General features: G+C 41.7%; 22 protein-coding genes. 3 read left to right on the top strand and 19 right to left on the bottom strand.

The features are described from left to right. Positions 1 to 43: 43 nt before the first annotated feature. The 5 genes from HMPREF2918_RS07900 to HMPREF2918_RS07880 all read right to left on the bottom strand — a co-directional run bounded on the left by HMPREF2918_RS07900 (position 44) and on the right by HMPREF2918_RS07880 (position 5,301). Positions 44 to 994: a competence protein CoiA family protein gene (locus HMPREF2918_RS07900; RefSeq protein ID WP_070595152.1), complete on the bottom strand. Its 951-nt coding sequence runs from the start codon at positions 992 to 994 to the stop codon at positions 44 to 46. Positions 995 to 1,067: 73 nt separating this feature from the next. Next, positions 1,068 to 1,649, bottom strand: coding sequence for an LptM family lipoprotein (locus HMPREF2918_RS07895; RefSeq protein ID WP_070595150.1), 582 nt, complete (start codon positions 1,647 to 1,649; stop codon positions 1,068 to 1,070). A gap of 166 nt (positions 1,650 to 1,815) precedes the next feature. Further along, positions 1,816 to 2,988: an MFS transporter gene (locus HMPREF2918_RS07890; RefSeq protein ID WP_070595148.1), complete on the bottom strand. Its 1,173-nt coding sequence runs from the start codon at positions 2,986 to 2,988 to the stop codon at positions 1,816 to 1,818. Positions 2,989 to 3,058: 70 nt separating this feature from the next. Further along, a complete protein-coding gene (locus HMPREF2918_RS07885) occupies positions 3,059 to 4,405 on the bottom strand; it encodes a DUF1958 domain-containing protein (protein WP_070595146.1) in 1,347 nt (448 codons plus the stop codon). A 188-nt stretch (positions 4,406 to 4,593) separates the two neighbouring features. Further along, positions 4,594 to 5,301, bottom strand: coding sequence for a glucosamine-6-phosphate deaminase (locus HMPREF2918_RS07880; RefSeq protein ID WP_003006372.1), 708 nt, complete (start codon positions 5,299 to 5,301; stop codon positions 4,594 to 4,596). Between the two features lie 307 nt (positions 5,302 to 5,608). On the opposite strand from HMPREF2918_RS07880, the gene queA reads away from it, so the two are divergent. Further along, positions 5,609 to 6,637, top strand: coding sequence for a tRNA preQ1(34) S-adenosylmethionine ribosyltransferase-isomerase QueA (queA, locus tag HMPREF2918_RS07870; protein ID WP_070595144.1), 1,029 nt, complete (start codon positions 5,609 to 5,611; stop codon positions 6,635 to 6,637). Between the two features lie 11 nt (positions 6,638 to 6,648). Continuing rightward, the gene (locus tag HMPREF2918_RS07865; RefSeq protein ID WP_003006364.1) at positions 6,649 to 7,119 is read left to right on the top strand and encodes an arginine repressor; all 471 of its coding nucleotides are present in this window, start codon (positions 6,649 to 6,651) and stop codon (positions 7,117 to 7,119) included. 29 nt (positions 7,120 to 7,148) lie between these two features. Here the strand turns inward: HMPREF2918_RS07865 and HMPREF2918_RS07860 are convergent, their stop codons facing one another. From HMPREF2918_RS07860 to HMPREF2918_RS07795, 14 genes are all read right to left on the bottom strand, one after another. After that, the gene (locus tag HMPREF2918_RS07860) at positions 7,149 to 8,483 is read right to left on the bottom strand and encodes a dipeptidase (protein ID WP_070595142.1); all 1,335 of its coding nucleotides are present in this window, start codon (positions 8,481 to 8,483) and stop codon (positions 7,149 to 7,151) included. A gap of 17 nt (positions 8,484 to 8,500) precedes the next feature. Then, positions 8,501 to 10,012, bottom strand: a complete 1,512-nt coding sequence (locus tag HMPREF2918_RS07855; protein ID WP_049474298.1) for a YfcC family protein — start codon at positions 10,010 to 10,012, stop codon at positions 8,501 to 8,503. A gap of 124 nt (positions 10,013 to 10,136) precedes the next feature. Then, positions 10,137 to 11,081 carry a carbamate kinase gene (gene arcC / locus HMPREF2918_RS07850; RefSeq protein WP_070595140.1) on the bottom strand — a complete coding sequence of 315 codons (945 nt, stop codon included), beginning with the start codon at positions 11,079 to 11,081 and terminating at the stop codon, positions 10,137 to 10,139. Between the two features lie 85 nt (positions 11,082 to 11,166). Continuing rightward, positions 11,167 to 12,183 carry an ornithine carbamoyltransferase gene (gene argF, locus HMPREF2918_RS07845; protein WP_049472137.1) on the bottom strand — a complete coding sequence of 339 codons (1,017 nt, stop codon included), beginning with the start codon at positions 12,181 to 12,183 and terminating at the stop codon, positions 11,167 to 11,169. A gap of 84 nt (positions 12,184 to 12,267) precedes the next feature. Further along, on the bottom strand, positions 12,268 to 13,497 hold the full coding sequence (arcA, locus tag HMPREF2918_RS07840; protein ID WP_049514063.1) for an arginine deiminase: 1,230 nt from the start codon (positions 13,495 to 13,497) through the stop codon (positions 12,268 to 12,270). A 237-nt stretch (positions 13,498 to 13,734) separates the two neighbouring features. Further along, on the bottom strand, positions 13,735 to 14,424 hold the full coding sequence (locus HMPREF2918_RS07835) for a Crp/Fnr family transcriptional regulator (RefSeq protein ID WP_070595138.1): 690 nt from the start codon (positions 14,422 to 14,424) through the stop codon (positions 13,735 to 13,737). A gap of 161 nt (positions 14,425 to 14,585) precedes the next feature. Beyond that, positions 14,586 to 15,653 (bottom strand): serine hydrolase, encoded by a 1,068-nt coding sequence (locus HMPREF2918_RS07830; RefSeq protein WP_070595136.1) that lies wholly within the window; start codon positions 15,651 to 15,653, stop codon positions 14,586 to 14,588. Between the two features lie 98 nt (positions 15,654 to 15,751). Continuing rightward, complete coding sequence (locus HMPREF2918_RS07825) at positions 15,752 to 17,224, bottom strand: helicase HerA-like domain-containing protein (protein WP_070595134.1); 1,473 nt, start codon at positions 17,222 to 17,224, stop codon at positions 15,752 to 15,754. Positions 17,225 to 17,434: 210 nt separating this feature from the next. After that, complete coding sequence (gene sodA / locus HMPREF2918_RS07820; protein ID WP_070595133.1) at positions 17,435 to 18,040, bottom strand: superoxide dismutase SodA; 606 nt, start codon at positions 18,038 to 18,040, stop codon at positions 17,435 to 17,437. Positions 18,041 to 18,128: 88 nt separating this feature from the next. Then, positions 18,129 to 19,163 carry a DNA polymerase III subunit delta gene (gene holA / locus HMPREF2918_RS07815; protein WP_070595131.1) on the bottom strand — a complete coding sequence of 345 codons (1,035 nt, stop codon included), beginning with the start codon at positions 19,161 to 19,163 and terminating at the stop codon, positions 18,129 to 18,131. A 23-nt stretch (positions 19,164 to 19,186) separates the two neighbouring features. Further along, complete coding sequence (locus HMPREF2918_RS07810; protein WP_070595129.1) at positions 19,187 to 19,789, bottom strand: DUF805 domain-containing protein; 603 nt, start codon at positions 19,787 to 19,789, stop codon at positions 19,187 to 19,189. Between the two features lie 75 nt (positions 19,790 to 19,864). Then, positions 19,865 to 22,111 (bottom strand): DNA internalization-related competence protein ComEC/Rec2, encoded by a 2,247-nt coding sequence (locus HMPREF2918_RS07805; protein WP_070595127.1) that lies wholly within the window; start codon positions 22,109 to 22,111, stop codon positions 19,865 to 19,867. Beyond that, complete coding sequence (locus HMPREF2918_RS07800) at positions 22,092 to 22,760, bottom strand: helix-hairpin-helix domain-containing protein (protein ID WP_070595126.1); 669 nt, start codon at positions 22,758 to 22,760, stop codon at positions 22,092 to 22,094. Before HMPREF2918_RS07800 ends, HMPREF2918_RS07805 begins: the two co-directional genes overlap by 20 nt. Before the next feature lie 67 nt (positions 22,761 to 22,827). After that, a complete protein-coding gene (locus HMPREF2918_RS07795; RefSeq protein WP_049472129.1) occupies positions 22,828 to 23,574 on the bottom strand; it encodes a lysophospholipid acyltransferase family protein in 747 nt (248 codons plus the stop codon). Between the two features lie 175 nt (positions 23,575 to 23,749). Between HMPREF2918_RS07795 and HMPREF2918_RS07790 the strand changes: the two genes are divergently transcribed. Continuing rightward, positions 23,750 to 26,089, top strand: a complete 2,340-nt coding sequence (locus HMPREF2918_RS07790; protein ID WP_070595124.1) for a cation-translocating P-type ATPase — start codon at positions 23,750 to 23,752, stop codon at positions 26,087 to 26,089. Positions 26,090 to 26,155: the final 66 nt, after the last annotated feature.

Below are 26,155 nucleotides of genomic sequence, written 5' to 3'. Positions count from 1 at the left end.
AGCATAAAAATGAACATTTCGGGAGGATTTCTATCTTAGAAAGTTAGCTTTTCTGTTGAGCATAAAAACGTGGGGGATAAAGGATCTGAACGGGTTGGATCCCTTGCGACTGATAATAGGTCATAAATTGCTGGTAGTAACCTTCTACATCCTCTTTAATTTGGAGCAAGTTCTGTGAAAGGATCGGACGACAAAGAGGATAAAAGAAATCTAGCCCCAGTTCCATCAGATGGTGTCCCTGCATATAGAGTTCTTCCTGAAGCTTCAGCCACTTTGGGTGACGATAAAAGAGTTGCTGCTGTATATACGTTAAAAATGTACGATCGAGCTCGACTGCCATATGCTGCATGGGCTGCGAAAGGTAAGGGGTCCGTAAGACTTCCAGTAAGGACCTTTGGCCAAAAGGGAAAATTTCTGTTTGATAATGCAATCGCCCTCGTAAATCCTCATGGATGAGGTATTGCAGACGTAGCTCTTTCTTTGTCAGATCCAATTCCCAAAGATGGAACCCTCGATTCTGACTAAAATAAAGAAAGCCAGCCTGTAGCTTTGTTAGTCTTTCCTTGAGCCACAACTTTTTACCAAGTAACCAATAGACATGGTAACCGTGGGATCGATAAGCATCGCTCCTCTCCTTCAAGCGTTCTAAAGATAAGGAGCTGCACTGCACTTCCAAAGCTAAGTTCTTGTCTACTACCAAAAGATCGGCAATTTGTTGAAAGTCTGCTAAATAACTTTCTACTTCTGTATGAGATTCCTTAGAGGCCCAATCATAAAGACAAGCTTTTAATTCCAGATGTTCAAAACTCTCAGCTTCGTGATGATAGGGACAATGCTGTAATTTTATATGAGCAAAATGAGCCCGTAGAACCGAGCCATTTTTTAGACGCACTGGACTATGACAAGCCAAGCAATAGAAGGGACCTTCTGTCACAGCTGGGATCTCTTCCATACAGTTCCACCGCTTTTGATTGTTATCCATGGCAATAAACATAGGCCCACCTCCTCATCTATATCATTCGAAAAAAAAATAGGAAAAAGGCTGGAAATTCCAACCTTTCTTCTTTTTATTCTTCAGAATCTGAAGCTGAATCATCACTGTCGTCATCTGCAACAGGAGATTTACTCAATTCTTTCTGCATATCTTTCATTTCTTTACGAGTACTTTCCAACTCTTCACGAGCATCTTTCAAGATTTCTATCAAAGCTTCACGGTCTTCTTTAGGAACGACTGTGCTATCTGAACCGATGCTTTCCAAGCCTTCATTAAAGATATCTTTTTGGTTTTCTAATCCTTGCTTTAAGGTACTAATCATTGCATCGTATTGTTCTTTTGCAGAACCTGTCACAGAAGTACCTGCTTCTTCAGTAATAGAAACAGATTGATCCATTAATTTTGCAAACAACTTTTTAAAGTCTCCAACTGTTTTAGCCTTGCTGATTTCAGCGTCTGTTAAGAGGCTAGAAGATGAAGTCTCTTCTGAATCTGTTGAAGTATCCTTGCTTTTTGAAGTGTTGGCAGATTTGCTCGTCACTTTAGTCGTTGATTGACTATTTGAAGTTTCCTTCTTTGTGTCTTGTTTGTTTGAACAAGCAGCTAGGGAAACAATCGTCAAAAGAGCAGCTGTCGATAAGATCATTTTTTTCATAAAATGGTCTCCTTTATATTTATTTTACCTCATTCTACCATCGAATACTTTGACTGTCAAATTAATCACTAGTTCTTAATAATAGCAAAAAAGTTGGACAAAACACTGTGAAATCAGTGTTTTGTCCAACTCCTCGATGATTAGTCATACAATTGTAACAATTTCATTAGTCTACTTTGCCACCAAAAAGGCCGTGAGCCTTCCCTTGGGGCATTTTTAAGGCAAAGCTCAGCAAAAAGACGATCCCTACTACCCCTGCTAAAAAGAAACTCATGACTTGGTAACCACCTCTTTCAATACAGAGGGCTGCGAAGGGTTGTAAGAGAATGGTTCCTAAATAACGAGCTCCTTGGACAATGGCCATGGCAAGAACCAAGTCTTTGCCATTCACCTGTTGGGCAATAAACCGTAAGGAGACCATAATCAAAACCATCCCTGTTGTATGCTTGGCTAAGAGAGTCATTATCACTTTTAAGAAGACAGGACTTGGAAGAGCATAGACAGCATATTGAGCGAAAATAATCCCAATTGGAAGAGCGATCAAAACCCGTAAAGGCCAGTGGTCCATGAATCGATCAGAGAAAAAGATCAAGGGGGCTTCCACTACGACTGAGACAGCCACAACTGTTGAGGCAATATGCACTGGTAGACCACTATCCATGAGTAGCTCAGGAATATAGGTATGACCAATATTTCCAACCCCTGAAGCCAACCCAATCAACACAATAAAGAAGAGATAAGGTCCATTGTGAAGAAGAGGACGAATAGAGACAGGGTGTTTTTCCTTTTCTACGACTGTCTCTTTTTTCTTCATTCGAACCGCACTTAGGCAGAAGAGACTCAATACAATAGTGATCAAAACCGTATAATAGACAGCTTGGGGGCTAAACTGATGATAGACCCAGCCGGCTATTTGGACACCGACCGAGTAGCCAATGGTTCCCCAGACGCGAATCTTCCCAAAAGCGTATGGACTTTGCGTTGCAAAAACTTCCATCATGGGAGCTGTCCCATTCAAACAGACTAGAACAATCCCATAAAAAACGGTCAGCCAAAAGAGATTGGGGGCCCAAAGAAAACCGAAGACACCACCAATGATCACACTCAGACTGAGGGTCGTCATTTTTACGATTCCAAATCGCTCATTGATATACCCAAAAAAAGGTTGGGCTACCATGGATAAGAAAAAGGCAACCGATACCAAGGTCGACACTTGAGTTGCACTATAGTGCTTTCCCATCAAATAAACGGAAATAAGGGTCGTAAAGAGAGATGTGGACATAAAATAAAAACTATAGAGCAGCATATAAGCCGCATAAGAATTTCGGAATTTTTTCATTTAAATCCTTTCTAAAAATATCGGAATGGGACAATGACAAAACCCAACTGACAATCAGTTAGGTTTTATTTTATTCTTTATTATAGCGCTTTTGAGCCTCTTTTTTGCGTCTCTCACGACTTTGTTTTTCAATCGAAAGAATGATGATAAGAATAAGAATCGGAATCAAGATCAGGAAGTGATCCAGCGAAAGCCATTTACTGTGCTTAGCCGTTGTCTTTTTCCCACTTACTGTTTCTTTGACAAGCTCTGGCTTGGATCCTTCTTCCACCTTCATATCATCTCGGATACCCTCAGACAAGGTGTAGAGATCATTATCTACTGTCAAATAGCCATCTTTTACCGCAAGGGTCGGTTCTTTAGCACCTTTTTTGACCGTTGCATAGAAGGGTTTTTCGAGTGTATAGGTCTTGCCGTCAATCTTCTGGACACCTGCATCTAACAATTTTTTATAGCCAAAATCTTTATAGGCTTTTTCGATCAAGGCATTGCCAAACGGGTGACGGTAATATTCCCCATCTTGGTCTGCCCAATCTCCTACGCCCATAATGACAGCAATTAAGCGCTGATTGCCCCGTTTGATGGTCGCGATATAGTTGAAAGCTCCACGAGGACTTGATCCAGTTTTTAAACCATCCACACCTTTCAAAGCATACTTGGCTCCTGGCAATGAATAATTGTAGGTATCAAAGGTTTCCTCATACGGAGTCCCTTTTTTGACCGTGACTTGTGCTTGATTGGTATAGTTTAAAATATCTGGGTATTGATTGATGAAATGGTAAACCAGAATCCCTAAATCACGCGCTGTTGTCTGGTTGGCTGCATCATTTGGATAATTGTTGACCTGATAATAGCCCTGCAAGGTGGAGATGGCCGCCCCACTCGGGTTATTCCAGACTGTATTGGTCATCCCTAATTCCTTAGCCTTGGCATTCATGCGCTCGATAAAGGCGTCTGGATCATTGTTGGACATGAGATTGGCTAACATGAGGGTCGATACATTTGAAGATGGAACCACTGTCATGGTAATCAACTCAGGAATGGTGTAGTCTACTCCAGCAACAATATTATTGTTGGAGATCTCATAGATCTTTCCGATCGCTTGGTCTGAAGCGGTCGCCTTGATCACTGTATCCTTACTGATCTTGCCATTTGCCATATCTTCAAACAAGAGATAGAGCGTCATGAGCTTACTCATGCTGGCCGGATCTCTGGCTTCATCGATATTGTCTTTCCAAAGAACATTTCCCGTATTGCCGTCAATGATGAGCGAAGAATGTGGACGGTTTATAGCTTGGACATTGTCATTTGGATACATCTTTTGCGCCATATCTACCAATTCATCCGCACTCGCTAGAACTGGCTGGCATAAGAGACTCAGAAGGAGGCAAATATGGATCAAATATTTTTTTATCATAAACTTTTCCTTTATAACAGACTAATCAGCTGGAGGCTAAAATAAGCTTCTAGCCCTCATGCCCTTTCCTCTTGTCTCCCAGTAGATGAAAAGAGCTAATCCCAGCAGATAATTACTTGTATTGTACCATATTTTGAAGCAGAAAAAAACCTATCTGGCCCGAATAAATCGGCGATAGGTCCTGTTTTTTATCGACTTAACAAGCTCAAGGCTTCCTTATCCGCAATAATGGTCACATTTGGATGTCCTTGAAGGGCACTAGCTGGCACTTTTTCTGTCCTTTCACCCTCTACTGTACCTTTGATTGCTTGGGCTTTTGATTCCCCATAAGCAAACAAGACAATTGATTTCGCAGCTAAGATATTGGCAATCCCCATCGAAATGGCTTGGGTTGGTACATCTTCGATCTTATCAAAGAAACGAGAATTGGCCTCAATGGTAGAGGCATCCAACTGAACTAAGTGGGTCTGACTATCAAAGGATGTCCCTGGCTCATTAAAACCGATATGCCCATTGCGTCCGATTCCCAAGATTTGAAGATCCACTGGATGGTCTTCGAGTATTTTGTTATAACGGATCACTTCTTGATCGGCAGATTCTTCTACACCTGATGGGAGATAACTTTCTTTGAATGGTTTGGCATCAAAGAGGTTTTTCTCCATGAAATACCGATAAGATTGAGGATCATCTCCCGTCAACCCTACGTATTCATCTAAGTTCACACTGATTAGATTAGACAGATCCAAATCACTTTCACGAATTTGTTTATAAAACTCAAGGGGACTGCTTCCAGTCGCAAGACCTAAGGTTTGAGCACCTTCCTTTAAAGTTTCTTTCAATATATCAAAGGCAACTTTTCCACCCTCAATTTGGTCCTTTACTTCAATAATTTTCATTGGATAGACCTCCTATTTCTCTATGCTTTTATTATATGGTATAGACCAATTTTTGTCAAGTGAAACCGCTATCTTTTTCTGGCATTTTTTTCATTTTCAAGTCGATTCGTGATATAATGAAAGGTATGATTGTATCACTATTATTCATCATTTTTTTGATCGGACTCCTTGTCTTTCTCTTATCTTTCTTGATTCATCAAAGAAAGATTCTCAAGGTCCTGATCTTTTTGATGGGAATCAGCCTGATGCTCTTAGCTGTCGGGACTACCATCTATCTACTCACAAATTTATTATAAAAGGAGCGCAAATGAATACTAACGACTTTGACTTTGATTTGCCTGAAGAACTGATTGCTCAAACCCCTCTTGAAAAACGAGATGCCTCTAAACTCTTGATCCTCGATCGAAAAACAGGGCAATTCCAAGACCGTCATTTTGATGCAATTTTGGATGAATTGGAGCCAGGAGATGCTCTTGTCATGAACAATACGCGCGTTCTACCAGCCCGCCTTCATGGAGTCAAACCAGAAACAGGTGGTCACGTCGAATTCCTTCTCCTTAAAAATACGCAAGATGACTGTTGGGAAGTCTTGGCAAAACCTGCAAAACGCTTAAAGGTAGGGGCCACAGTCAGCTTCGGAGATGATCGGTTGACCGCAACCGTTGAGGAAGAATTAGAGCACGGAGGCCGTATCGTTCGCTTCCACTACCAAGGGATCTTTTTAGAAGTTCTAGAAAGCCTTGGTGAAATGCCACTTCCTCCCTATATTCACGAAAAACTTGCTGACCGCGAGCGCTACCAAACCGTTTACGCCAAAGAAAATGGTTCTGCAGCAGCTCCAACGGCAGGTCTTCATTTCACCAAAGAATTGCTCCAAAAGATTGAAGCAAAAGGGGTTCACCTGGTCTATTTGACCCTTCATGTGGGCCTGGGAACCTTCCGTCCAGTATCCGTGGACAATCTTGAAGACCATGAGATGCACTCTGAATTTTACCAACTTTCTGAAGAGGCTGCTGCTACCCTTCGTCAGGTAAAAGCTGCAGGAAAACGCATCGTAGCTGTTGGAACGACTTCTATTCGAACCCTTGAAACAATTGGCAATAAATTTGATGGAGACATCCAAGCCGATTCAGGTTGGACCAATATCTTTATCAAACCAGGTTATGAATGGAAAGTCGTCGACGCCTTTTCAACCAACTTCCACCTTCCAAAATCAACTCTGGTCATGTTGGTTTCTGCCTTTGCTGGCCGCGAATTAACCCTCGAAGCCTACCACCATGCTATTCAGGAACGGTACCGCTTCTTCAGCTTTGGGGATGCTATGTTCATCAAGTAAAGGAGTCTCTCATGAATAAAATTGAAAGCCGCCATCGCTTGATCCGCTCGATCATTTCTGAGCGTAGGATTCATACCCAACAAGAACTCCAGGAAGCCTTAGAAGCCAATGGTGTTCTCGTTACCCAGTCCACGCTTTCACGGGATGTCAAATCCTTGAATCTAGTAAAAATTAACGAGGGGGATAGTTCCTACTATGCCATGAACACCATCGCTCCTTCCCGTTGGGAAAAGCGACTGCGGATGTATATGGAAGATGCCTTAGTCATGTTGCGGCCCGTTCAAAACCAGGTCGTTGTAAAAACTCTTCCAGGTCTGGCCCAATCCTTTGGAGCAATCTTAGATGCACTGGAACTCCAAGAAATTGTAGCCACCATCTGTGGAGACGATGTCTGTTTGGTTATCTGCGAAGACAACCAAGGAGCTTTGGATTGCTTTGAAAAATTAAAAGAATTCACCCCACCCTTCTTCTTTAGTAAATAAAAAGTTTGGAAACCAAGTTTCCAAACTTTTTATGTTGTGGCTAAGCGTTGAATGGCTTCTCGATAGATTTCCATCGCTGCGTAGAGATCTTCAATTTTTGCACGTTCATTGGCTTGGTGCTCGGTCTGTTCTGCACCTGGGAAAAGAGCCCCAAAAGCGACACAATTTTCCATGGTCCGCGCAAATGTCGCACCACCAGAAGACATAGCTGGCGTCTTATCACCAGTTTCTTCCTGGTAGACGGCCATCAAAGAGCTGACTAAAGGACTATCCAAAGGAACATATAAAGGAGCCAGATAATCAAACTCTTCATATTCCAACTGATAACTAGCTGCAATTTCTCGCAAACGAGCTACTAAGGCCTCCTTATCTGCTAAGACGGGGATCCGGATATCAATCCCGATTTCCGATTGTTCTTGATCGATCACAAGGGTCGCAAGATTGAAGGAAAGATCGCCACTTGGTTCATCTGAAATAGGGCCAAATAGCGCTTCTCCCGTTGCATCCTCACCAACAGCATCTGCAATAAAGAGAAAGGCTGGATGGGGTTGGATGAGGGATAAACTTTCCGCTAAACCGACAATAGCATTCACTCCTTCAGCTGCATCTTTAGAATGCTTGGAAACACCCAAGACCGTTACAGAATCTTCTGTTTGGCTATACTGAACCCCACTTTGATCCAAAACAGGAAGCAACTCTTCCAAACGATGACCCGCATAGGTCGCCTTGTCTGGAACAACATTGAGGGCCTGACCAGCCTGTAAGGGAAGATCATCCCAACCTGGACCATGCAATTTCACTTGTAATAAGCCTTTTTCAGCATAGGTTAATGGGAAAGAAGAATCCGGTGCAAATCCAAGATCTGCTTGCTCTTCGATTTGGTTGTAGCGGTTCATACAGCGCCACAAGGTTTCTTCATCCGTCCCAAAAATAAAGCGGATTCGTTTGGTAAACTGGATGCCATCATCCAGTAAACTCTTAACTGCATAGAGGGCAGCGAGTGACGGCCCCTTATCATCCTGCACACCACGACCTACTAGATAGTCACCGACAATGGTCGCTTCAAAAGGTGGCGTTTGCCAATCTTTTAGATCACCGGCTGGAACAACATCCAAGTGACAAAGAACGGCCAGGAGTTCTTCCCCCTGACCGATCTCTGCATATCCATAGTATCCTTCAGGATCTATATATGTTTGAAAACCTAATTCTCGAGCAAGCTCTAAGGTTTTTTCTAGGACATCTTGGATAGCTTGTCCAAACGGTGTTCCATTTTCCCCTTCGTTTAATACTGAGGGGTAAGAAATGATGGTTTGAAGCGAGTTTAAAAACTGCTCTTTTACATCGTTCTTTATTCTATTTTTCATGAAACACCTACTTTATTCTATTGCAAGAATGGAACCACAGTTCCTAGTAGAAGAAGGGCAATGGTGATCACAACAATCGCTACGACCAATTTACCCATGAATTTCCACCATGCACTCAAGTCAACACGTCCAAGAGCAAGAGCTCCCATTACGATACCTGAAGTTGGTGCGATCAAGTTCAAGACACCAGATGCAGATTGGTAAGCTGTGACAATCAAGCTACCTGGTACATTGACGAATTTACCAAGAGGTGCCATGATACCCATTGTTGCGCTGGCAAGACCAGATGATGATGGGATCAAGAATGACATTGGCAAGTAGAAAATGTAAGTCAAGACAATGAACAATTGAGATGAAAGACCTTTAAGTCCTTCTTCACCCCAGTGAAGAATTGTCGCAGTGATCATACCGTCGTTCATGATGACTTGGATACCACGTGCTACCGCTACGATAAGAGCAACACTCAAGAGGTCAGCTGCACCATTCATGAAAGATGAAATAATTTTATCTTCTTTCAAGCCATAAATGATACCAACGAGGATTCCCATGAAGGCAAAGAGCATAGCTGTTTGAGGGAAGTACCATGTACCAAGAGCATCTGTGTTACCGATCAATTGACCAAGTACTGGAATTTTATGGAGAGATTCGTTGAAGGTTTCAAAGAATTTAATACCCAAATCTTTGAATGGGATAAATCCAGCAACCATGATAACGAATGTTGAGATGAAGACGACCAAGACACGTTTTTGTTTCTTGTTCATTTGTGAAGGAATTTCTTCGCCACTTTCAACATTGAAGTGTTTCAAATCTTCTTCACGAGTTGCATAGGTGAGAGATTTGGTTGGGTCTTTTTGAACCTTATCTGCATAACGGTATACATAGTATGTGCTAAGTCCTGTCAATACGATCCAGAAGATCACACGAAGTAAGAGACCTGAAGCACTTGAGATACCTGCAGTATCAGATGCGATAACTGTCGCAAATGGGTTCAATGTTGACGCCAAACATCCGATTTGGGATCCTAAGAGGATAATGGCTACCCCTGTCAAACTGTCAAAACCAACGGACATCATAACAGGTACAAGAAGTGGATAGAAGGCCATGGTTTCTTCACCCATACCATAAGTTGTACCACCAAGGGCAAACAATGGCATCAAGATCAAAATCAACATTTTTTCGCGGCCTTTGTATTTACGAACGATAGAAGCAATCCCTACATCAAGGGTACCTGTTTCGTTCACAACTCCAAGGAAACCACCGACCATCAAGATGAAGAAGGCTACATCAATCGCTGCACTGGTTGGTGCTTTACCAAGCATGGCATTGATTGGGGCCATCAAGACATCCCAAATCCCTTGAGGATGTGCTTTTACAGATTCATAACTACCTGCAATGATAGCACCTGCATCGTCAACTTTGTATTGACCAGCTGGAATGATCCAAGTTAACACTGCCATAATGGCAATGATGATCAACAATACGGAAAAAGATGAAGGCATCTTAAATCCTTTTTTCGTTTTTTCACTCATTTGTCTTCCTCCTAACGCAACAAAGTGTGAGTGATGTTTTACAAGAGTCTCTTGTAAAACGCTTACCTATAGACTTATTCTATCACAATAAGCTTTAAAATACTAGTTTTTTCCTAATTTTTCATTAGTCTTTTTGGATGATTGTTCCACTTTCAGACTCAATCAAAGCTCCAAGGTTTTCAAGTGATGTAATAACTGCTTTTCCTTCTGGGCGACCATTTACAAAGGCAATGGCAGCTTCCACCTTAGGAAGCATGCTTCCTGGTGCAAATTGGTCTTGTTTGATATATTCTTCCAATTGAGCCACATTCACATGTTCCAATTTCGCTTGGTCTGGTTTGTTGTAGTTCACAAAGACATAATCGACACCAGTCAAGACGATGAAGAGGTCTGCTTCTACCAATTCAGCCAAACGTTGAGATGCAAAGTCTTTATCGATAACCGCTTCAACACCAGTCAAGCTACCATCTGCTTCTTTCACAACCGGGATACCGCCACCACCAGCAGCTACCACGACTTGACCGTCGTTCAACAAAGTACGAATGGTATTGATTTCTTTGATATCCACTGGTTTTGGTGAAGCCACAACTTTACGCCAGCCACGACCAGCATCTTCTTTGAAAGTTGCACCTGATTTTTCAGCTTCTGCTTTTGCTTCTTCTTCTGAGTAGAATGGGCCAATTGGTTTGCTGAGGTTAACGAAAGCTGGGTCGTTCTTATCAACAACGACTTGTGTCACAACAGAAGCCACATCTTTTTCAATTCCTTCTTCAAGAAGAGCATTTTGAAGAGCGTTTTGAAGCCAGTAGCCAATGCTTCCTTCGGTCATAGCAACTAATGAATCCAATGGGAAAGCTGGGTTCTTTTCAGAATTTGCAGCCAAGTGTTGGAGTAAGAGGTTTCCTACTTGAGGACCATTTCCGTGAGTGATGATCAAGTCATCCCCATTTTTGATTAATTTAACTAAGTGTTTAGCTGTTTCTACAAGTGCTTCTTGTTGAGCTTGCGCAGAAGGATCAGATGAGAGAATAGCATTTCCTCCCAAAGCAACGACGATTTTTCTTGACATAGGTTTTCCCTTTCTATAAAAAATAGGGGCAGGACTAAAGCTAGCAGTCCAGCCCCTATAGCTGTTGGTATACGGTTATAAAGTCTTAAACTTTTGGAATGTACAAGTTACCAAGAGTAGCTGCCATAACCGCTTTGATTGTGTGCATACGGTTTTCAGCTTGGTCAAAGTGGCGAGCATATTTGCTACGGAACACTTCGTCAGTAACTTCCATTTCTTCTACGCCGAATTTTTCAGCAACATCTTTACCATAAACAGTGTTTGTGTCGTGGAAAGCTGGTAAGCAGTGCAAGAAGATCAAGTCTTCGTTATCAGCTTTCTTAACCAATTCCATGTTTACTTGGTAAGGTTTCAAAAGGGCAACGCGTTCTGCAAATTTGTCTTCTTCACCCATAGATACCCAAACGTCAGTGTAAAGTACATCTGCACCTTTTACAGCTTCGTCAGCATCTTCAGTGATCAAGATATGAGCACCACTTTCTTTTGCGAATCCTTCTGCCAATTCAACAATTTCTTGTTCTGGGAAGAGTTCTTTTGGTGAGAAGATGTGTACGTTCACACCAAGGATTGCACCTGTTACCAGAAGGCTGTTTGCAACGTTGTTACGTCCGTCACCACAGTATACAAGTGTCAAACCTTCCAAACGTCCAAAGTTTTCTTGAACAGTCAAGTAGTCAGCAAGCATTTGAGTTGGGTGCCATTCGTCAGTCAAACCATTCCATACTGGAACACCTGAGAATTCAGCCAATTCTTCAACCATGCGTTGGCTGAAACCACGGAATTCAATACCGTCAAACATACGTCCAAGAACTTTAGCAGTATCTTCTGTAGATTCTTTTTTACCAAGTTGGATGTCGTTTGCACCAAGGTATTCTGGGTGAGCACCAAGGTCGATAGCTGCAGTAGTGAAGGCTGCACGAGTACGAGTTGAAGTTTTTTCAAACAAAAGCGCAATGTTTTTACCAGCTAGGTAGTGGTGTTGGATGTTGCGTTTTTTAAGGTCTTTCAAGTGAGCTGAAAGTCCGATAAGGTATTCTAACTCTGCACGTGTAAAGTCTTTTTCTGCCAAGAAGCTACGTCCTTGGAACACTGAATTTGTCATTCTAATTGTCTCCTATTTTCTTTCTAGTATTGATCAGTAAGAAGGAAGAGCTGATCCCTCAAGACCAGCTCTCGGTCTTCTACATTAGATTTCTTCACGTTCAAATGGCATTGACATACAACGAGGTCCACCACGACCGCGAACCAATTCACTTCCGCGGATCTTGATCAAACGAAGTCCGTATTCTTCTAATTTCTTGTTTGTGACTGTGTTACGGTCGTATACGACTACCACACCAGGTGCGATTGTAAGAGTATTTGAACCGTCGTTCCATTGTTCACGAGCAGCAGCAACCACATTGCCATCACCACAAGGGATCAATGTAACTTTTTCAACACCAAGGTTTTCAGCAAGCAATTCAGCCAAATCACCTTTTTCTTCAACGATCTTCAATTGTTCGTTTTCATAAGTTACAGAGAAGACGCGAAGGTTACCTTGGATTTCTGGGTGGATTGTGAATTTATCGTAGTCCACCATTGTGAATACTGTATCCAAGTGCATGAATTTACGGTTGTTAGCAAATTCAAAGGCCAATACTTTCTTGAAGCCAACGTTCTTCTTGAAGATGTTTACCAACAATTTTTCGATTGATGCAGCATCAGTACGTTGTGAGATACCAACTGCCAATACATCTTTAGAAAGTACCAACTCATCTCCACCTTCGATACGAGTATCTTCTTCACGGTTGTAGACAAGTTCAACTTTTCCACCGTAAACTGGGTGGTATTTGAAGATGTATTTACCATACAAAGTTTCACGGTTACGTGTATCTGCGTACATGTGGTTCAATGATACTGCATTACCAATTGTCGCAAATGGGTCACGTGTGAAGTACAAGTTTGGCATTGGGTCGATAGCAAATGGATAGTCAGATTCAACAAGGTCTGTCAATCCTTTTGCTTCTTCAGGAATTTCTGGAAGTTCAGCTTTTTGAACCCCTGCCATTGTTTTTTCAACCAATTCTTGGTTGTCTTCAATGCTGTGAAGCAATTCACGGATCGCAATTTTTGTTTGGCGTCCACGAATGTTCGCTTCTTCAAGGTATTCTTCGATGAACTGATCGCGAATTTCTGGAGAAGTCAATGACTCAGCAGCTAACTGTTCAAGATAAAGTACTTCGATACCTTCGTTACGAAGTGCTTCAGCAAATGCGTCGTGTTCTTTTTGAGCATCTTCCAAGAAAGGAATATCATCAAAAAGAAGACGTTCAAGATAGTCAGGCATCAAGTTTTCCAACTCTTTACCTGGACGGTGCAAACAAACTTTTTTCAGTTTTCCAATTTCTGAGAAAACATGAATTGGGTGTGTAGACATCTATAGTCCTCCTTTTTCTTGCGGTTTAGCTTACCTAATCCTGTTTACAGGTTTTATTTTATCACCAATTGGTACCGCTTTCATGAAGGATTCTACTTTTTTAATGCAAAGAATTTGGCATTATTTTGAATTATTCCTATTTTTTAGTTAATATGAAGCGTTTTCTTTGCATATTTTGTCTTTTATATTATTTTTATGAATATATATTTTTTTACAAAAATAAAAAAGATCAACAAATTAATTGATCTCTTTAAAACTATTTAAAAAGTAGGCTGTATCTAGAAAGGTTAATTGTTTTCTTTCATATTGTATCTTATGAGAATCGATGAGTTTCTTTAAAACTTGATTGACGGTTTCTCGGGTTGTGGCCGCTAATTTGGCCAATTCCTTCATACTGATTGGAAATGGAAGTTGATTTCCTAAACTTTCATAGTCCTTACACAAGATAGCTAAAGATTGAACCACACGCTCACTGGCACTAGCTGTCACGACATTACGTAGACGCAACTCTTGAAATTCTAAAATTGACGAGAGCTTTCTCGTAATGAAGAGCAACTGCTCCTTACTCTCTTGGGCAGATGATTCATAGAGGTTGACGGGGATAACGAAACAACGCAAATCTGTCACCGCACTAGCTGTATAGTGGTAACGCTCATCCTGAAACATCCCTCCATAAGGGAACAGGGCCCCTTTTTTGATATAATCCATATAGGAAAATTGATCAGACGAATCGAATTGCTCAATGCGAGCAAAGCCTTTTGAAAGAAGAAAAATGCGATCCCGCTTATCTCCTGCATAAAATAAAATTTGTCCTTTTTGTATATCCCTAGCATGAATTTCAACAGCTAATTTATCAAATAGCTCCACTGGCAACGCAGAGAAGGCTGGATGCGAGCGGACCAACTGGTAATCTTCCTTTGTAATCATGTTTATACTTCCTCTTATTACTATTAATTAGTATAACATATTTTTTGATAGAAGAGGGAAAGAAGCCTCTTTAAAACAGAAAAGTATTTCGAAACACCAAGTGAATTTTATGCTACTGTGATAGAAGAAAAGGTCTGAGCAACCCTCAGACCTTCCGTCAATTATTCATTCATATTCACACGATGCCATTCATTAATAACATAAGCCAATTGACCCAATTGATAAAGACCAACACCACTGATTTCAGAACTTTCTGGGGTCGTTCCACCCAGTCCTGCAGTATAGATGGCAACCAAATAAGGGGTCGATTCATGGACAATGGCATCCACATTGAGCGCTTCCGCAACATATCCCGGTTTTTGTTGAATGACCAAATCTGGCAAGAATTTCTTATAGTACTCACCTGGGAAAGATTCCCCAATCAATTCCAACAAATCTGCATATTTTTCTTGATGATTCCAAAGATATTGCAAGACATGGATATAATAATCCGTTGTCGTTTTATTATCTTCGCTAAAGGTTTTGACTTCTGGTGAGCGAGATTGACCATAGCGACTGAATAACTTGCGCGCTTGCTCCATTCCCCCTAAACGATCTGCCAAGGCATAGGCTGGGGTATTTTCAGAGTAAACTAATGAATAGCGTTGCATATCAGGGATAGACATGGCTCCATCAAAGGCAGCAACGTAATTGTCATGTTCCCCTACATATTCATAGTAGGTATTGGTAATGTCAAACCGATCTGTTAAATTGAGTTTCCCCTTTGTGACCTCATCCACCACCAACATGTTCAACGGTAGCTTATAGGTACTTCCTGCCGTCATTGGTTGAAGATCATTCATGGCAAATTGCTCTCCTGTAATGGCATTGCGATACGTGAAGGCAACTTGTGACGGATCAATTCCACTTTCCGCTAGGAAATCCTGGACAACCTCTACCAACCCCTTATTAGCATAATCATAGACAAGGCCATAAGCACTCATCGTTTCCATGTCTGCGTCTACTACTGCTTGCTTAGCTTCAGGAGATTTGACACGTGGTTTTTTCGTCTCAGGCGTAGACTGTTCTATATCTTTTTCTTTTGCTTCTTTTGTTTTCTTTGCTTTTTTTTCAATTGCTGATGCTGTTGGTTGCGTAATATGCAAGTAGCCCAGTGCGCTTGTTCCCACTAAGCACAATAGAATACTGATCGCAATCATGATCGAGCGTAGATTAAAATATTTTTTCATACGAGATTAATTATAAAAGATTCTACTGAAAATAACAAGAATTATCAGAAATAGAAAACGATTTCTTTTTAAAAAGTTTATTTCTTTTCATCAAAGGCTTATTTTCGTTTAAAGGAGCCCATAATTAGCTTAGCGATCTCACGCGCAATCGTCCGGAATAAGGAACTCAAGAAGGAATCCTTAGCTTTTTCAAGACTGGATTTTCTTGGGCGACCTGGACTGCGCTTTTGCTCTGCTTTTTCCGCCGTAGCTCGTTCTTTTTCTGCTTCTTTTTTCTCCTCTTCTTGTGCTTCCTTGCTTGCTTTAGCTGCTAATTTTTCATAGGCAGATTCCCGATCAATCGTCGTCGCATACTTTTGATGGAAAGGCGATGTCGTGATTAAGGCCAATTGTTCACTTTCATTTAAGAGGTCAAAACTCGATTGAGGAGAGAGAATATAAGCACGCTCAACAACACTAGGTTGCCCCTTCTCATTCAGGAAAGAAACCAAGGCTTCCCCTGTCCCTAATTCTGTGATCACTGTTTCTGTATCAAAGTCTGGATTCGGACGAAAACTTTGGGCAGCTACCTTGATGGCCTTCATTTCTTTTGGTGTATAAGCTCGAAGAGCATGTTGTACACGATTTCCAAGCTGTGCCAAAACAGATTCTGGTAGATCTTGAGGATTTTGGGTAATAAAGTAAATCCCTACACCCTTAGAACGAATCAGGCGCACGACTTGCTCGACCTTCTCAAGAAAGAGCTTGCTTGCATCCTTAAAGAGGAGATGGGCTTCATCAAAGAAGAAAACCAGTTTTGGCTTTTCGGGATCCCCAACCTCGGGAAGTGTTTCAAAGAGACGAGACAACATCCAAATTAAAAAGGTTGAATACAATTTTGGTGAATGAAAGAGCTTTGTAGCCGAAAGAATATTGATATACCCACGCCCTGATGCATCGAGTTGCATAAAGTCATTTAAATCAAGTGCAGGCTCTCCGAAAAACTGATCCGCTCCTTCTTCTTCAAGAACCAAGAGGCTTCTTTGGATCGCACCGACAGATTGTTTGGTGATATTACCATATTGGGCAGAATAGTCTGAGCTGTGTTCATAGACTTCCTTTAACAGGCTTTGCAGGTCCTTCAAATCAATCAAGGGCCAATCTTTCTCTTGAGCCACTTTAAAGACAATTGCAAGAATTCCTGATTGAGTTTCATTCAAATCAAGTAGACGAGAAAGAAGCAATGACCCCATTCCTTCGACAGTCGCACGAACAGGATGACCAGCTTGGCCAAAGACATCCCACAATCGAACAGGGAAGGCTTGCGGCTCAAACGGATCTGTGAGACCAAGCAGTTTGTAGCGTTCTTCCAGTTTTGGAGTCCATTGCCCCGCTTTGGCTAAACCAGATAAATCTCCCTTGATATCAGCTAGAAAGACCGGAATGCCCTCTTTGCTTAATTTTTCTGTGAGGACCTTGAGGGTAACTGTTTTCCCTGTCCCTGTTGCTCCTGCAATCAAGCCATGACGATTCAACATCCGTAAATAGATAGGCGTCTCAACTGCTCCTTTGGTAATGGTAATACTAGTCATTTCATTTCTCCCTGAATGTTTCAGTTTTCATTTTAACGGTCATCTTTTCCTTGCCTAGGCCCTTCAAACTGGGCTTCTGATAAGTAAGACACACTCCTACTAGTGTATCATTTTCCTGTCCAAACGCAAGAAATTATACTCCGATTTTCCGGATACAAACAAAAAAATCTATAAGAGCCAATTGTCGCTCTTATAGATTCCTTTATTTTATTATTTTGCTGCTGCAAACAAGTCATTAACTTTATTCCAGTTGATCACTGAGAAGAAAGCTTTGATGTAGTCAGGACGTACGTTACGGTATTTTACGTAGTAGGCATGTTCCCAAACATCCAAACCAAGGATTGGTGTTTTTCCTTCAGAGATTGGTGTATCTTGGTTTGCTGTTGAAGTGACTTCAAGTTTACCTTCTTTGTTGACAACCAACCATGCCCAGCCAGAACCAAAACGTGTCGTTGCTACTGCTGTAAAGGCTGCTTTGAAGTCTTCAAATGAACCAAATGTGGCATCAATCGCTGCAGCAAGTTCTGCTGAAGGAGCTGTTTGTTCTGGAGTCATCAATTCCCAGAAAAGAGCGTGGTTCAAATGACCACCACCATTGTTGATCACAGCTTGGCGAATGTCAGCTGGAATGGATTCAACATTAGCTAACAAGCTTTCAAGGTCTTCTCCAATTTCAGGATGTTTTTCAAGAGCTGCATTCACATTGTTTACATATGTTTGATGGTGTTTATCATGGTGCAAATGCATGGTTTCTTCATCGATATAAGGTTCCAATGCATCATAAGCATATGGTAATTCTGGTAAAATGATAGCCATTTTATGGTCCTCTTTTCTTTATTACTGATTTGATGATAACGCAAACAGCTAAATTATTCAACTAATCTGCTTGCAATTTCATTCATGTTTAGACGCTATTTGCCACTTTCAACAGGGCCAAATCAAATAAGTAGTCTTTATCATACGTTCCACTTTTAATTGCATAATCCGTCTCGATGAAGGTCATCATGGCCTGCTTCAAAAAGGACAGGGAAAGCTTACGGCTATCCCGTAAGGCAAACTTCACCTGATATGGATTGACCTTGCGTCCTGACAACTCCGACAAGCTCGCTACGATTTGGTTTTCGGATTGGCCTTCTTCTGAAAATATTTTTACTTGAGAAAACATTCGGAATTGCCCCAAAAGAATAGCAATCAATTTTATTTCATCTTCTCCTTGTAAGCGGAGATCTTTCACCAAATTCCGAGCTTGATCGATTTGGCGTTTGAGAATCATTTGGGTCAGATCAAAAATATTATCTTGCAAGGTTTTGGGAACAACCTCCTCAATATCTTCGAGGGTAATCTGACCATCCTCTTTATAAGCCTGCAAAAGAGCGAGATTCTTCTGTAACTCTCCAAAATCATAGCCAGATTTTAAGAGTAGTTGGTCCAAGGAATCGCCCACAAATTGCAGGCCCAATTCTTGGGCTTGGCTTGCAAAATAGCGCTTTACCTCTTGCTCTTTAGGAGTCGCCGCTTCAATGATTTGGGCATCCCGTTTTAGGAGTTTGACCAAGCGACGCTTACTATCTAATTTTCCTTCTGCAATGATCACCAAACGGGTCGATTCAGAAGGATTTTCCAGATAACTTTCAAATTGCTTTAGTTCTTCATCGGTTAAATAGCGTTTTTTGGTAGTCGTCAGATCCAACAAGTGATCCAAAATCACAATTTTTTTATCAGCGAAAAAGGGAAGACTGACCAAATCCAGCTCTACCTCAGCATAGGAGGCTTCCTTCATATCAAAATAAGAATAATTCAAATCTGAGGGATCATAGCCTATTTTTTTTAAAATGTCTTTTTTTAACCATTCAAATTGACCTACATCCTCGCCTGTCAAGACAAGAATAGAAGGCAGAGTTTGAACCGTCAGATGTTTAGTGTCGGTAATTGCTTGCATGAAACTCTCTTATCTCTATCAGTCTAGTGTATTTCGTGTTCAGCAACCATTTTTTGTTCCAATGGTGGTTTTTCGTCGGACAAATCTGGAGCTGCTACAAAATTAGGAATTTGCTCAAACGAGTTGCCTCCAAAGCTTCCTTCTGTCGCTGTAACCTGTGGTTCAGAAGTTACTCCCATAGGAGTTTCTACTGGTCGTGGGAAGGTATTTTTTCCTGGAAGCATCATGAGAATCAGGAGAGAAATAACTGTAATCACCCAAAGAAATAGGAAAATATCTAGCCCTGACAATAAATAGAGTAAAACCGGACCAAGGTTCAAAAAGATCCAAGACCAATGGATCCCAGCATCCCGTAAGCGACGCACACAAATGGCTTGACTGGGTACTAAAATGAGGAAGTAAAAGAATGCTAAGAAAGCGAGTGCCCATAGACCTGTTTTAGAATGAACAGTTGAAAAATTGAATATTTCTTGAGCATTTTGATGGGATAAAGAAGTCACGATGTAAAAAACCCAAAGAGGCAAAGAAATCAGGAAATTCCAGAAAAAAGCTAGCCAAAAATGAGCTCGACTGGTCTTACTTGAAAAATCTGCATACTGTATCCAAAATTGCTTAAATGCGTTCATACGATTCTACCTTTACATTGATTTCACCTTCTATAATAGCAATTTTCAGCATAGAAAGCAAACCTCTCCTCATCTCTAGCGGACCGTTTCTACCCTCCAATGATCCCACCCAATCAAGCGAATCGCTCCTCTTTCATCGGTACGAAGGTAAGAAATGGATCGTTCCTCTAAACGATCAAGCAATTCTTTATGAGGATGCTGGTAGCGATTTTTCTTTCCAACGGAGATTAAGGCCAATTGAGGATGTAGCTGATCCAAAAATACATCACTAGAGGAACCTTTCGATCCGTGGTGGCCTACTTTCAAGACATCCACTTGTAATTGGGGATAGTTTCCCAATAGTTTTTTCTCCCCAGCTTCTTCCAGATCACCTGTAAACAAAAACCGTTTCTGATAAAACTGCCCATAGAGGACAATCGAATCATTATTTTTGCCATCCCCCACTTCATCAGGAGATAGGACTTCGAGATGATGATCAAAAATAGGAAGTTGATCCCCTCTCTGGACTACTTTAACTGGACTATGAAGCTGTTTCAATTTCTCTTGAAATTTGGAACTAGTTAGACTGCCTGGACTGACATACACTTTTTTAACCGGGATTTGTCTGGCAACCTCTAGCATATCGCCCATATGGTCCTGATCTGTATGGGTCAAGACCAAAGCATCGAGTTTTCCAACACCTCGACTCTTGAGATAGGGAATCAAGGTTTTATCCGCATTGGCAGATTGACTGCGCTCTTGCCACTTGTCTCCACTTTTAAAAGTGACGCGTCCTCCGACATCAATCAAAATGGTCCTTCCTTTCCAATCGCGTAAAAAGATACTGTCTCCTTGACCGATATCCACCATGGTGATCTCATTTTCTAAAGGATGCTTGGTCCAACAAAAGATGACTAGAATCATACCGATGAACAGAAAACGAAGGTTCTTTTGCTTTCGAAGATCATATAAGGTCCCTAAAAGAAGTAAGAGGACGATCAGAGCTAATCCCGTCGGTTGACCAAATACCAACGGTAGCGACGTGAGCTTTGAGATCCAACGAATACACTCCTCTATGAGTAGAAAGAAACTATTAAAAATCGTAAGCGGCTTTAGAATCGATAAGATAAACAGCACTGTTAACCCTGGAAGGAGAACAAGATCAAACAAGAAAGAAAATAGGAAGGTTAATGGGAGTGACCATGGTTGAAAGACACTAAAATAATAGGTCAAAAGCGGCAAGATCCCCAGACTAATCCAGAAACTTTCCACTAGCACCTTTTTAATTCCTGAATAAGAATTAGTATCTACCAAGGTCAAAATAAAGGCATAGGCACAACTCAAGACGCCTCCAGCTGTCAGGAGAAACTTAGGCATGAGAATCATTAAGAGCATCAAGGTCATCGCCATATTTTCCATCCCTCGGATGCCCTTTTGAGAGAGGATTTTTTGTAAGAGACTGCGAACGACTGAAACAGAAAAACCTGTCAAGCCAGCATAGATCAAAGAGATTGGAAGCATCCAGATATCGACTGTTTCTTGCAAGATTCCTAGACGTAAGAGAGCTTTTCGGATCCCATTGATGAAAAAGCCGACCTGCATCCCAGACAAGGCAAACAAATGAATAATTCCTAAACTCGTGTAAAGCTGATCCATCTCCTCGAAATCCGTATCTAAATAACCAAAAAGAAGGCCGGTCATATACTGGTTCATTGGCTGTGGAAAGTGCTCCTTGCTCCAAACAATGGCTTGGCGCCTCCATTGAGATAGCCAATCGAAAACATTCCACGTTTGGATGGGAAGCGCAGATTGGATCGTTTCAATTCTAATTTGGTGATATATTCCCTGAGTCTTCAAATAAGCTCGATAGTCAAAACCTCTAAAATTTCGCTGCCCTTCTGGCTCTTCTATGACACCCTTATACGTCAACTCCAACAAGTGAGTTTGACCTTGCCACTGCTGTTTTTCTTTCTCAGATTTCAAGGTGTAAAAAACTTGGTAGGTACTACCCTGATCTTTAGCACGAAAAGACAGGGCATCTCCATTAACCTTGATGGTATCTGGGATCAGATGTAAATGGGCTGGGGAGCGACTTTCGACTTGTTTTGGATGATCCTGGGCTCTCTGAAAAACAAAGAAGGTCGCAAAACAAAGAGTTGCTAAAGCAAGACGCAACAAACTTGAGCGATCCTCCTTATAGTGATGAACCACTAAACATATCACCACTACTAGACCGCTGATCGAAAGCCAAGATGGTTGATAAACACTAAAATACAACCAAAGAAGTAAAAAAGCGAGGTGTACAAGCGAAAAAGGGAGCTCTTTAATCCACCGTGAAAGCATCTCTTAGTTTCTCCAGTGTTTTCTCCCCGATTCCTGAAACATTTTTAAGATCATCCACTGATCGAAAAGGGCCATTTGCGTCGCGATAGGCGATAATGTCCTGGGCTCGTTTCTGACCAATGCCTGATACCGTCTGGAGCTCTGACTCGGTCGCTCGATTTAAATGGACCTTGCCTGTTTTTTCTGCTGATGCTGACGAAGTTGCAGGACTTTCTGAACTTCCAAGTGCTGGAACATCCTCCCCTTCTTTGGCAACATAAATCACTGCTTCATCAGAGAGTTTTTGCGCCAAATTGACCGATTGGCTATTGGCTTCAGCAGTCATTCCACCCGCCTTATGAATGGCATCGTGGACTCTGCTATCAGAGCGCAACTCATAGACACCTGGTTGTTTGACGGCTCCTTTGACATCGACCGTAATGATCTCAGGTGCATCAGACACAGAAGTCGCCGTCTTTTCTTCTTTGGAACTAGCGGTCTGCACCTTTTCTTTGCTCGAAGTTGAACTAGAAGACTGATAAAGATCCGGTATGGTGGATGCACTTGACTGAGGTCGATGAAAAAGAAAATACCCTCCAAGTAAGAGTCCGATAGCAGTAAGAGCTAAAAAGAGCTTATATTCTTTGATTTTTTCGATGATATCCTCCATAAGAAACCTCCTCTCACTTTTATTATTCGTAAAAATAAAAAAAAACTGAGAAAAACTCTCAGCTTTTTTACTTATTTTTCCGATGTTTGTCTGGATCCCATACAAAGCTTGCTAGGTAACTAAAGAGCAAGGTCAAGATGCCCACGACTAAGACAAGGGGAATCAAAAGGATTTTTAACAAACGAATCAAGATAAAAGGTTTTGTTGGGGTGTTGATTGCTTGTGCTTCCGCATCCAAGCGATCAAACTCCTCTTGGATACGGCGAGCAACCTCTGCCACTCCTTCGTCATTCATCTTTTTAATATCCGAGATATCAATGGGATGTCCAAAGTTCATATCAATGCGTTCACCTGTTGCCAACCCTTTCAAGTCTCTTGGACCAGTATAAGTCACTGGCATGATACGGACCTTCGCCATTTTGGCAATGATGGCAACACCGCCTTTGACGTCTTGAGAATGACGGCTTCCACTTGGGAACATAATCAAAGAACGGTTGCTCTTTTTCAGCATATTGACAGGATACTTAATGGCTTCTGCTCCTGGATTTTCACGGTCGATCGGAAAAGCCCCACACATGCGAATCCACCAGCCAAAAATACGATTGGTGAAGAGCTCTTTTTTCGCCATAAAGATAAACTGCTTTGGCTTGGTCGCAAAGGCCATATAGACCGGATCCCACCAAGTCCGGTGAGGGGATACCAAGATGTAGTTCTCTTCTTGATCTGGAATATTATCCTTATGATGGTAATGGGCATTCCCATTTAAAACCCAAAGAATAAAGGCAACAAGGCCACGTAAATAGGTATAAAACATAGTTGTTCCTCAAATCCATTTCATTCGTCTCTCTACAAGATATTCCATCCTGTAAAAGGTTCTTTCTTATTATACCGTATCCTGATTTTGACCGCAAACCTTTTTTAGATAAAAAATGTCTCAGCGGACCGATTCTAGATAGTCTTTTTCTCAAAAAAATGATATCATATTGTCTATGGAAACTATTGATTTAAAGGGCTTGTCCCTCAGTGAAGTCCGCAAGAAAATGGATCGCGGACAAACCAATGATTTTACAACGAATACAAGTACCAGTACCTGGCAAATTATCAAGCGCAACGTCTTCACCTTGTTTAATACCTTAAACTTTGTGATTGCTGTGGCCTTGGCTGCTGTACAGGCCTGGAGCAATATGATCTTTTTCGCAGTCATTTGCTTCAATGCCATTACAGGGATCATGACCGAGATGCGCGCCAAGCGGATGATTGATAAGCTCAACCTCATGAGTCGTGAGCTAGTGACTGTCATTCGTGACGGGGAAAAAGATGCGATTCCACCAGAAAAGCTTGTTCTAGGTGATTTAATGCTCTTGTCTTCAGGTGAGCAGATCCCTAGTGATGCCGAAGTCATGTCTGGTATCGCTGAAGCCAATGAGGCTATGCTGACTGGTGAGAGTGATCTGGTCTTAAAAGAAGTTGGCGATGAACTGCTTTCTGGTAGTTATATTGCCAGTGGTCAAGTCTATGCCCGTGTCAAGCGAGTTGGAGCAAACAACTATGCCAACAAACTGATGATGGAAGCTAAAACCTTGAAGCCTATCAATTCGCGTATTCTTTATAACTTAGCGAAAATTTCTAGCTTCACTGGTAAAATTATCATCCCATTTGGCCTTGCCCTCTTCTTTGAAGCATTGTTGATCAAGATGCTGCCAATCAAGGATTCTGTCGTGAATTCTTCCACAGCTCTCCTGGGAATGTTGCCAAAAGGAATTGCCTTACTGACAGTTACGTCTCTTTTGACAGCGGTTATTAAGCTCGGTATGCGCAAGGTTCTTGTCCAAGAAATGTACTCAGTAGAAACCCTGGCGCGTGTGGATACCTTGTGTCTTGATAAGACCGGTACCATCACTCAAGGGAAGATGACAGTTGAAGCTCTCCATAGCTTATCTGATCATTTTTCTGAGGAAACCATCAAAGTTATCCTTTCAGCTTACATGCAATATAGCGAGGACACCAATCCTACTGCTCAAGCTATTCGCAAGGCTTATGGAGAGTTGGAGCATGCTTATACTGCGGAAAACATCATTCCTTTCTCAAGTGATCGGAAATGGGGAGCCATGCACCTCTCCAATCTTGGCACCGTCTTTCTCGGTGCTCCTGAAATGCTCCTTCAAGAAAATCCAACTGCTGTCGTCGAAGCACAAGGCCGTGGATCGCGCGTTCTCGTCTTAGCCCACAGTTCAGAACAGATCAGCATGCAGGAATTGAAACTGCCTGAAAATCTTGAAGGAATTGCGGTTATTGAGATTACAGACCCCATTCGTGAAGGGGCTTCTGATACCCTCGAGTATCTTCGCTCTGAAGGCGTGGATCTTAAGATCATCTCTGGTGACAACCCTGTGACGGTCTCTTATATCGCTCAACAAGCGGGCTTCAAAAACTACGAAAACTACATCGATTGTTCCAAAATTTCTGATGATCAATTAGTGGATCAAGCAGAGGAAACAGCCATCTTTGGACGCGTATCCCCTCACCAAAAGAAACTGCTCATTCAAACCTTGAAAGCAGCTGGTCGAACGACAGCTATGACTGGAGACGGGGTCAATGATATCCTCGCTCTTCGTGAAGCAGACTGCTCCATCGTAATGGCTGAAGGAGATCCTGCAACCCGTCAAATTGCCAATATCGTTCTTTTGAACTCTGACTTTAATGATGTTCCAGAAATTCTATTCGAAGGTCGTCGTGTGGTCAATAACATTGGACGAATCGCTCCGATTTTCTTCATCAAAACGATCTATTCCTTCCTCTTGGCTATTATCTGTATCGCCAGTGCCCTTTTCTTCAATGTCAATTATTTGCTGGTTTTTCCATTCATCCCTATTCAAATCACCTTGATTGACCAATTCGTCGAAGGATTCCCACCATTTGTGTTGACCTTTGAACGCAATATCAAACCGGTTGAAAAACACTTCTTAAGACGTTCCCTTCTGTTAGCCTTACCAAGCGCCTTGATGGTCGTCTTTAGTGTCTTGTTCATTCGCCTTTGGGGAGCAAGCCATGGTTGGTCTGCAGCCGATATGTCTACTGTATCCTATTACTTACTTGGATCCATCGGTTTCCTATCCGTCATCCGTGCCTGCCTTCCACTAAATATCTGGCGAGCCCTCCTCATTCTCTTCTCTGTTGTAGGATTCTACGCATCTGCGGTCGTATTGAAAAACTTGATCGAGATTTCACTCCTTACAGCCACTACTTTCCCAGTTTATCTGGCATTGATGGCCATCTTTACAGGAGTCTTTATCCTCACAACGATTCTACAAAAATATGAATTTGATTAAAATAGAGAGTGGGACAGAAATCGGTAATTCGTTAGAATTCGATTTCGTCGCCCCACCTCCGCACAG

Source organism: Streptococcus sp. HMSC065C01 (assembly GCF_001813525.1).
In the GTDB taxonomy this organism is placed as follows: domain Bacteria; phylum Bacillota; class Bacilli; order Lactobacillales; family Streptococcaceae; genus Streptococcus; species Streptococcus parasanguinis_V.
The sequence above is the reverse complement of the archived record's forward strand: the minus strand, read 5'-3'. Positions and strand labels throughout refer to the sequence as shown.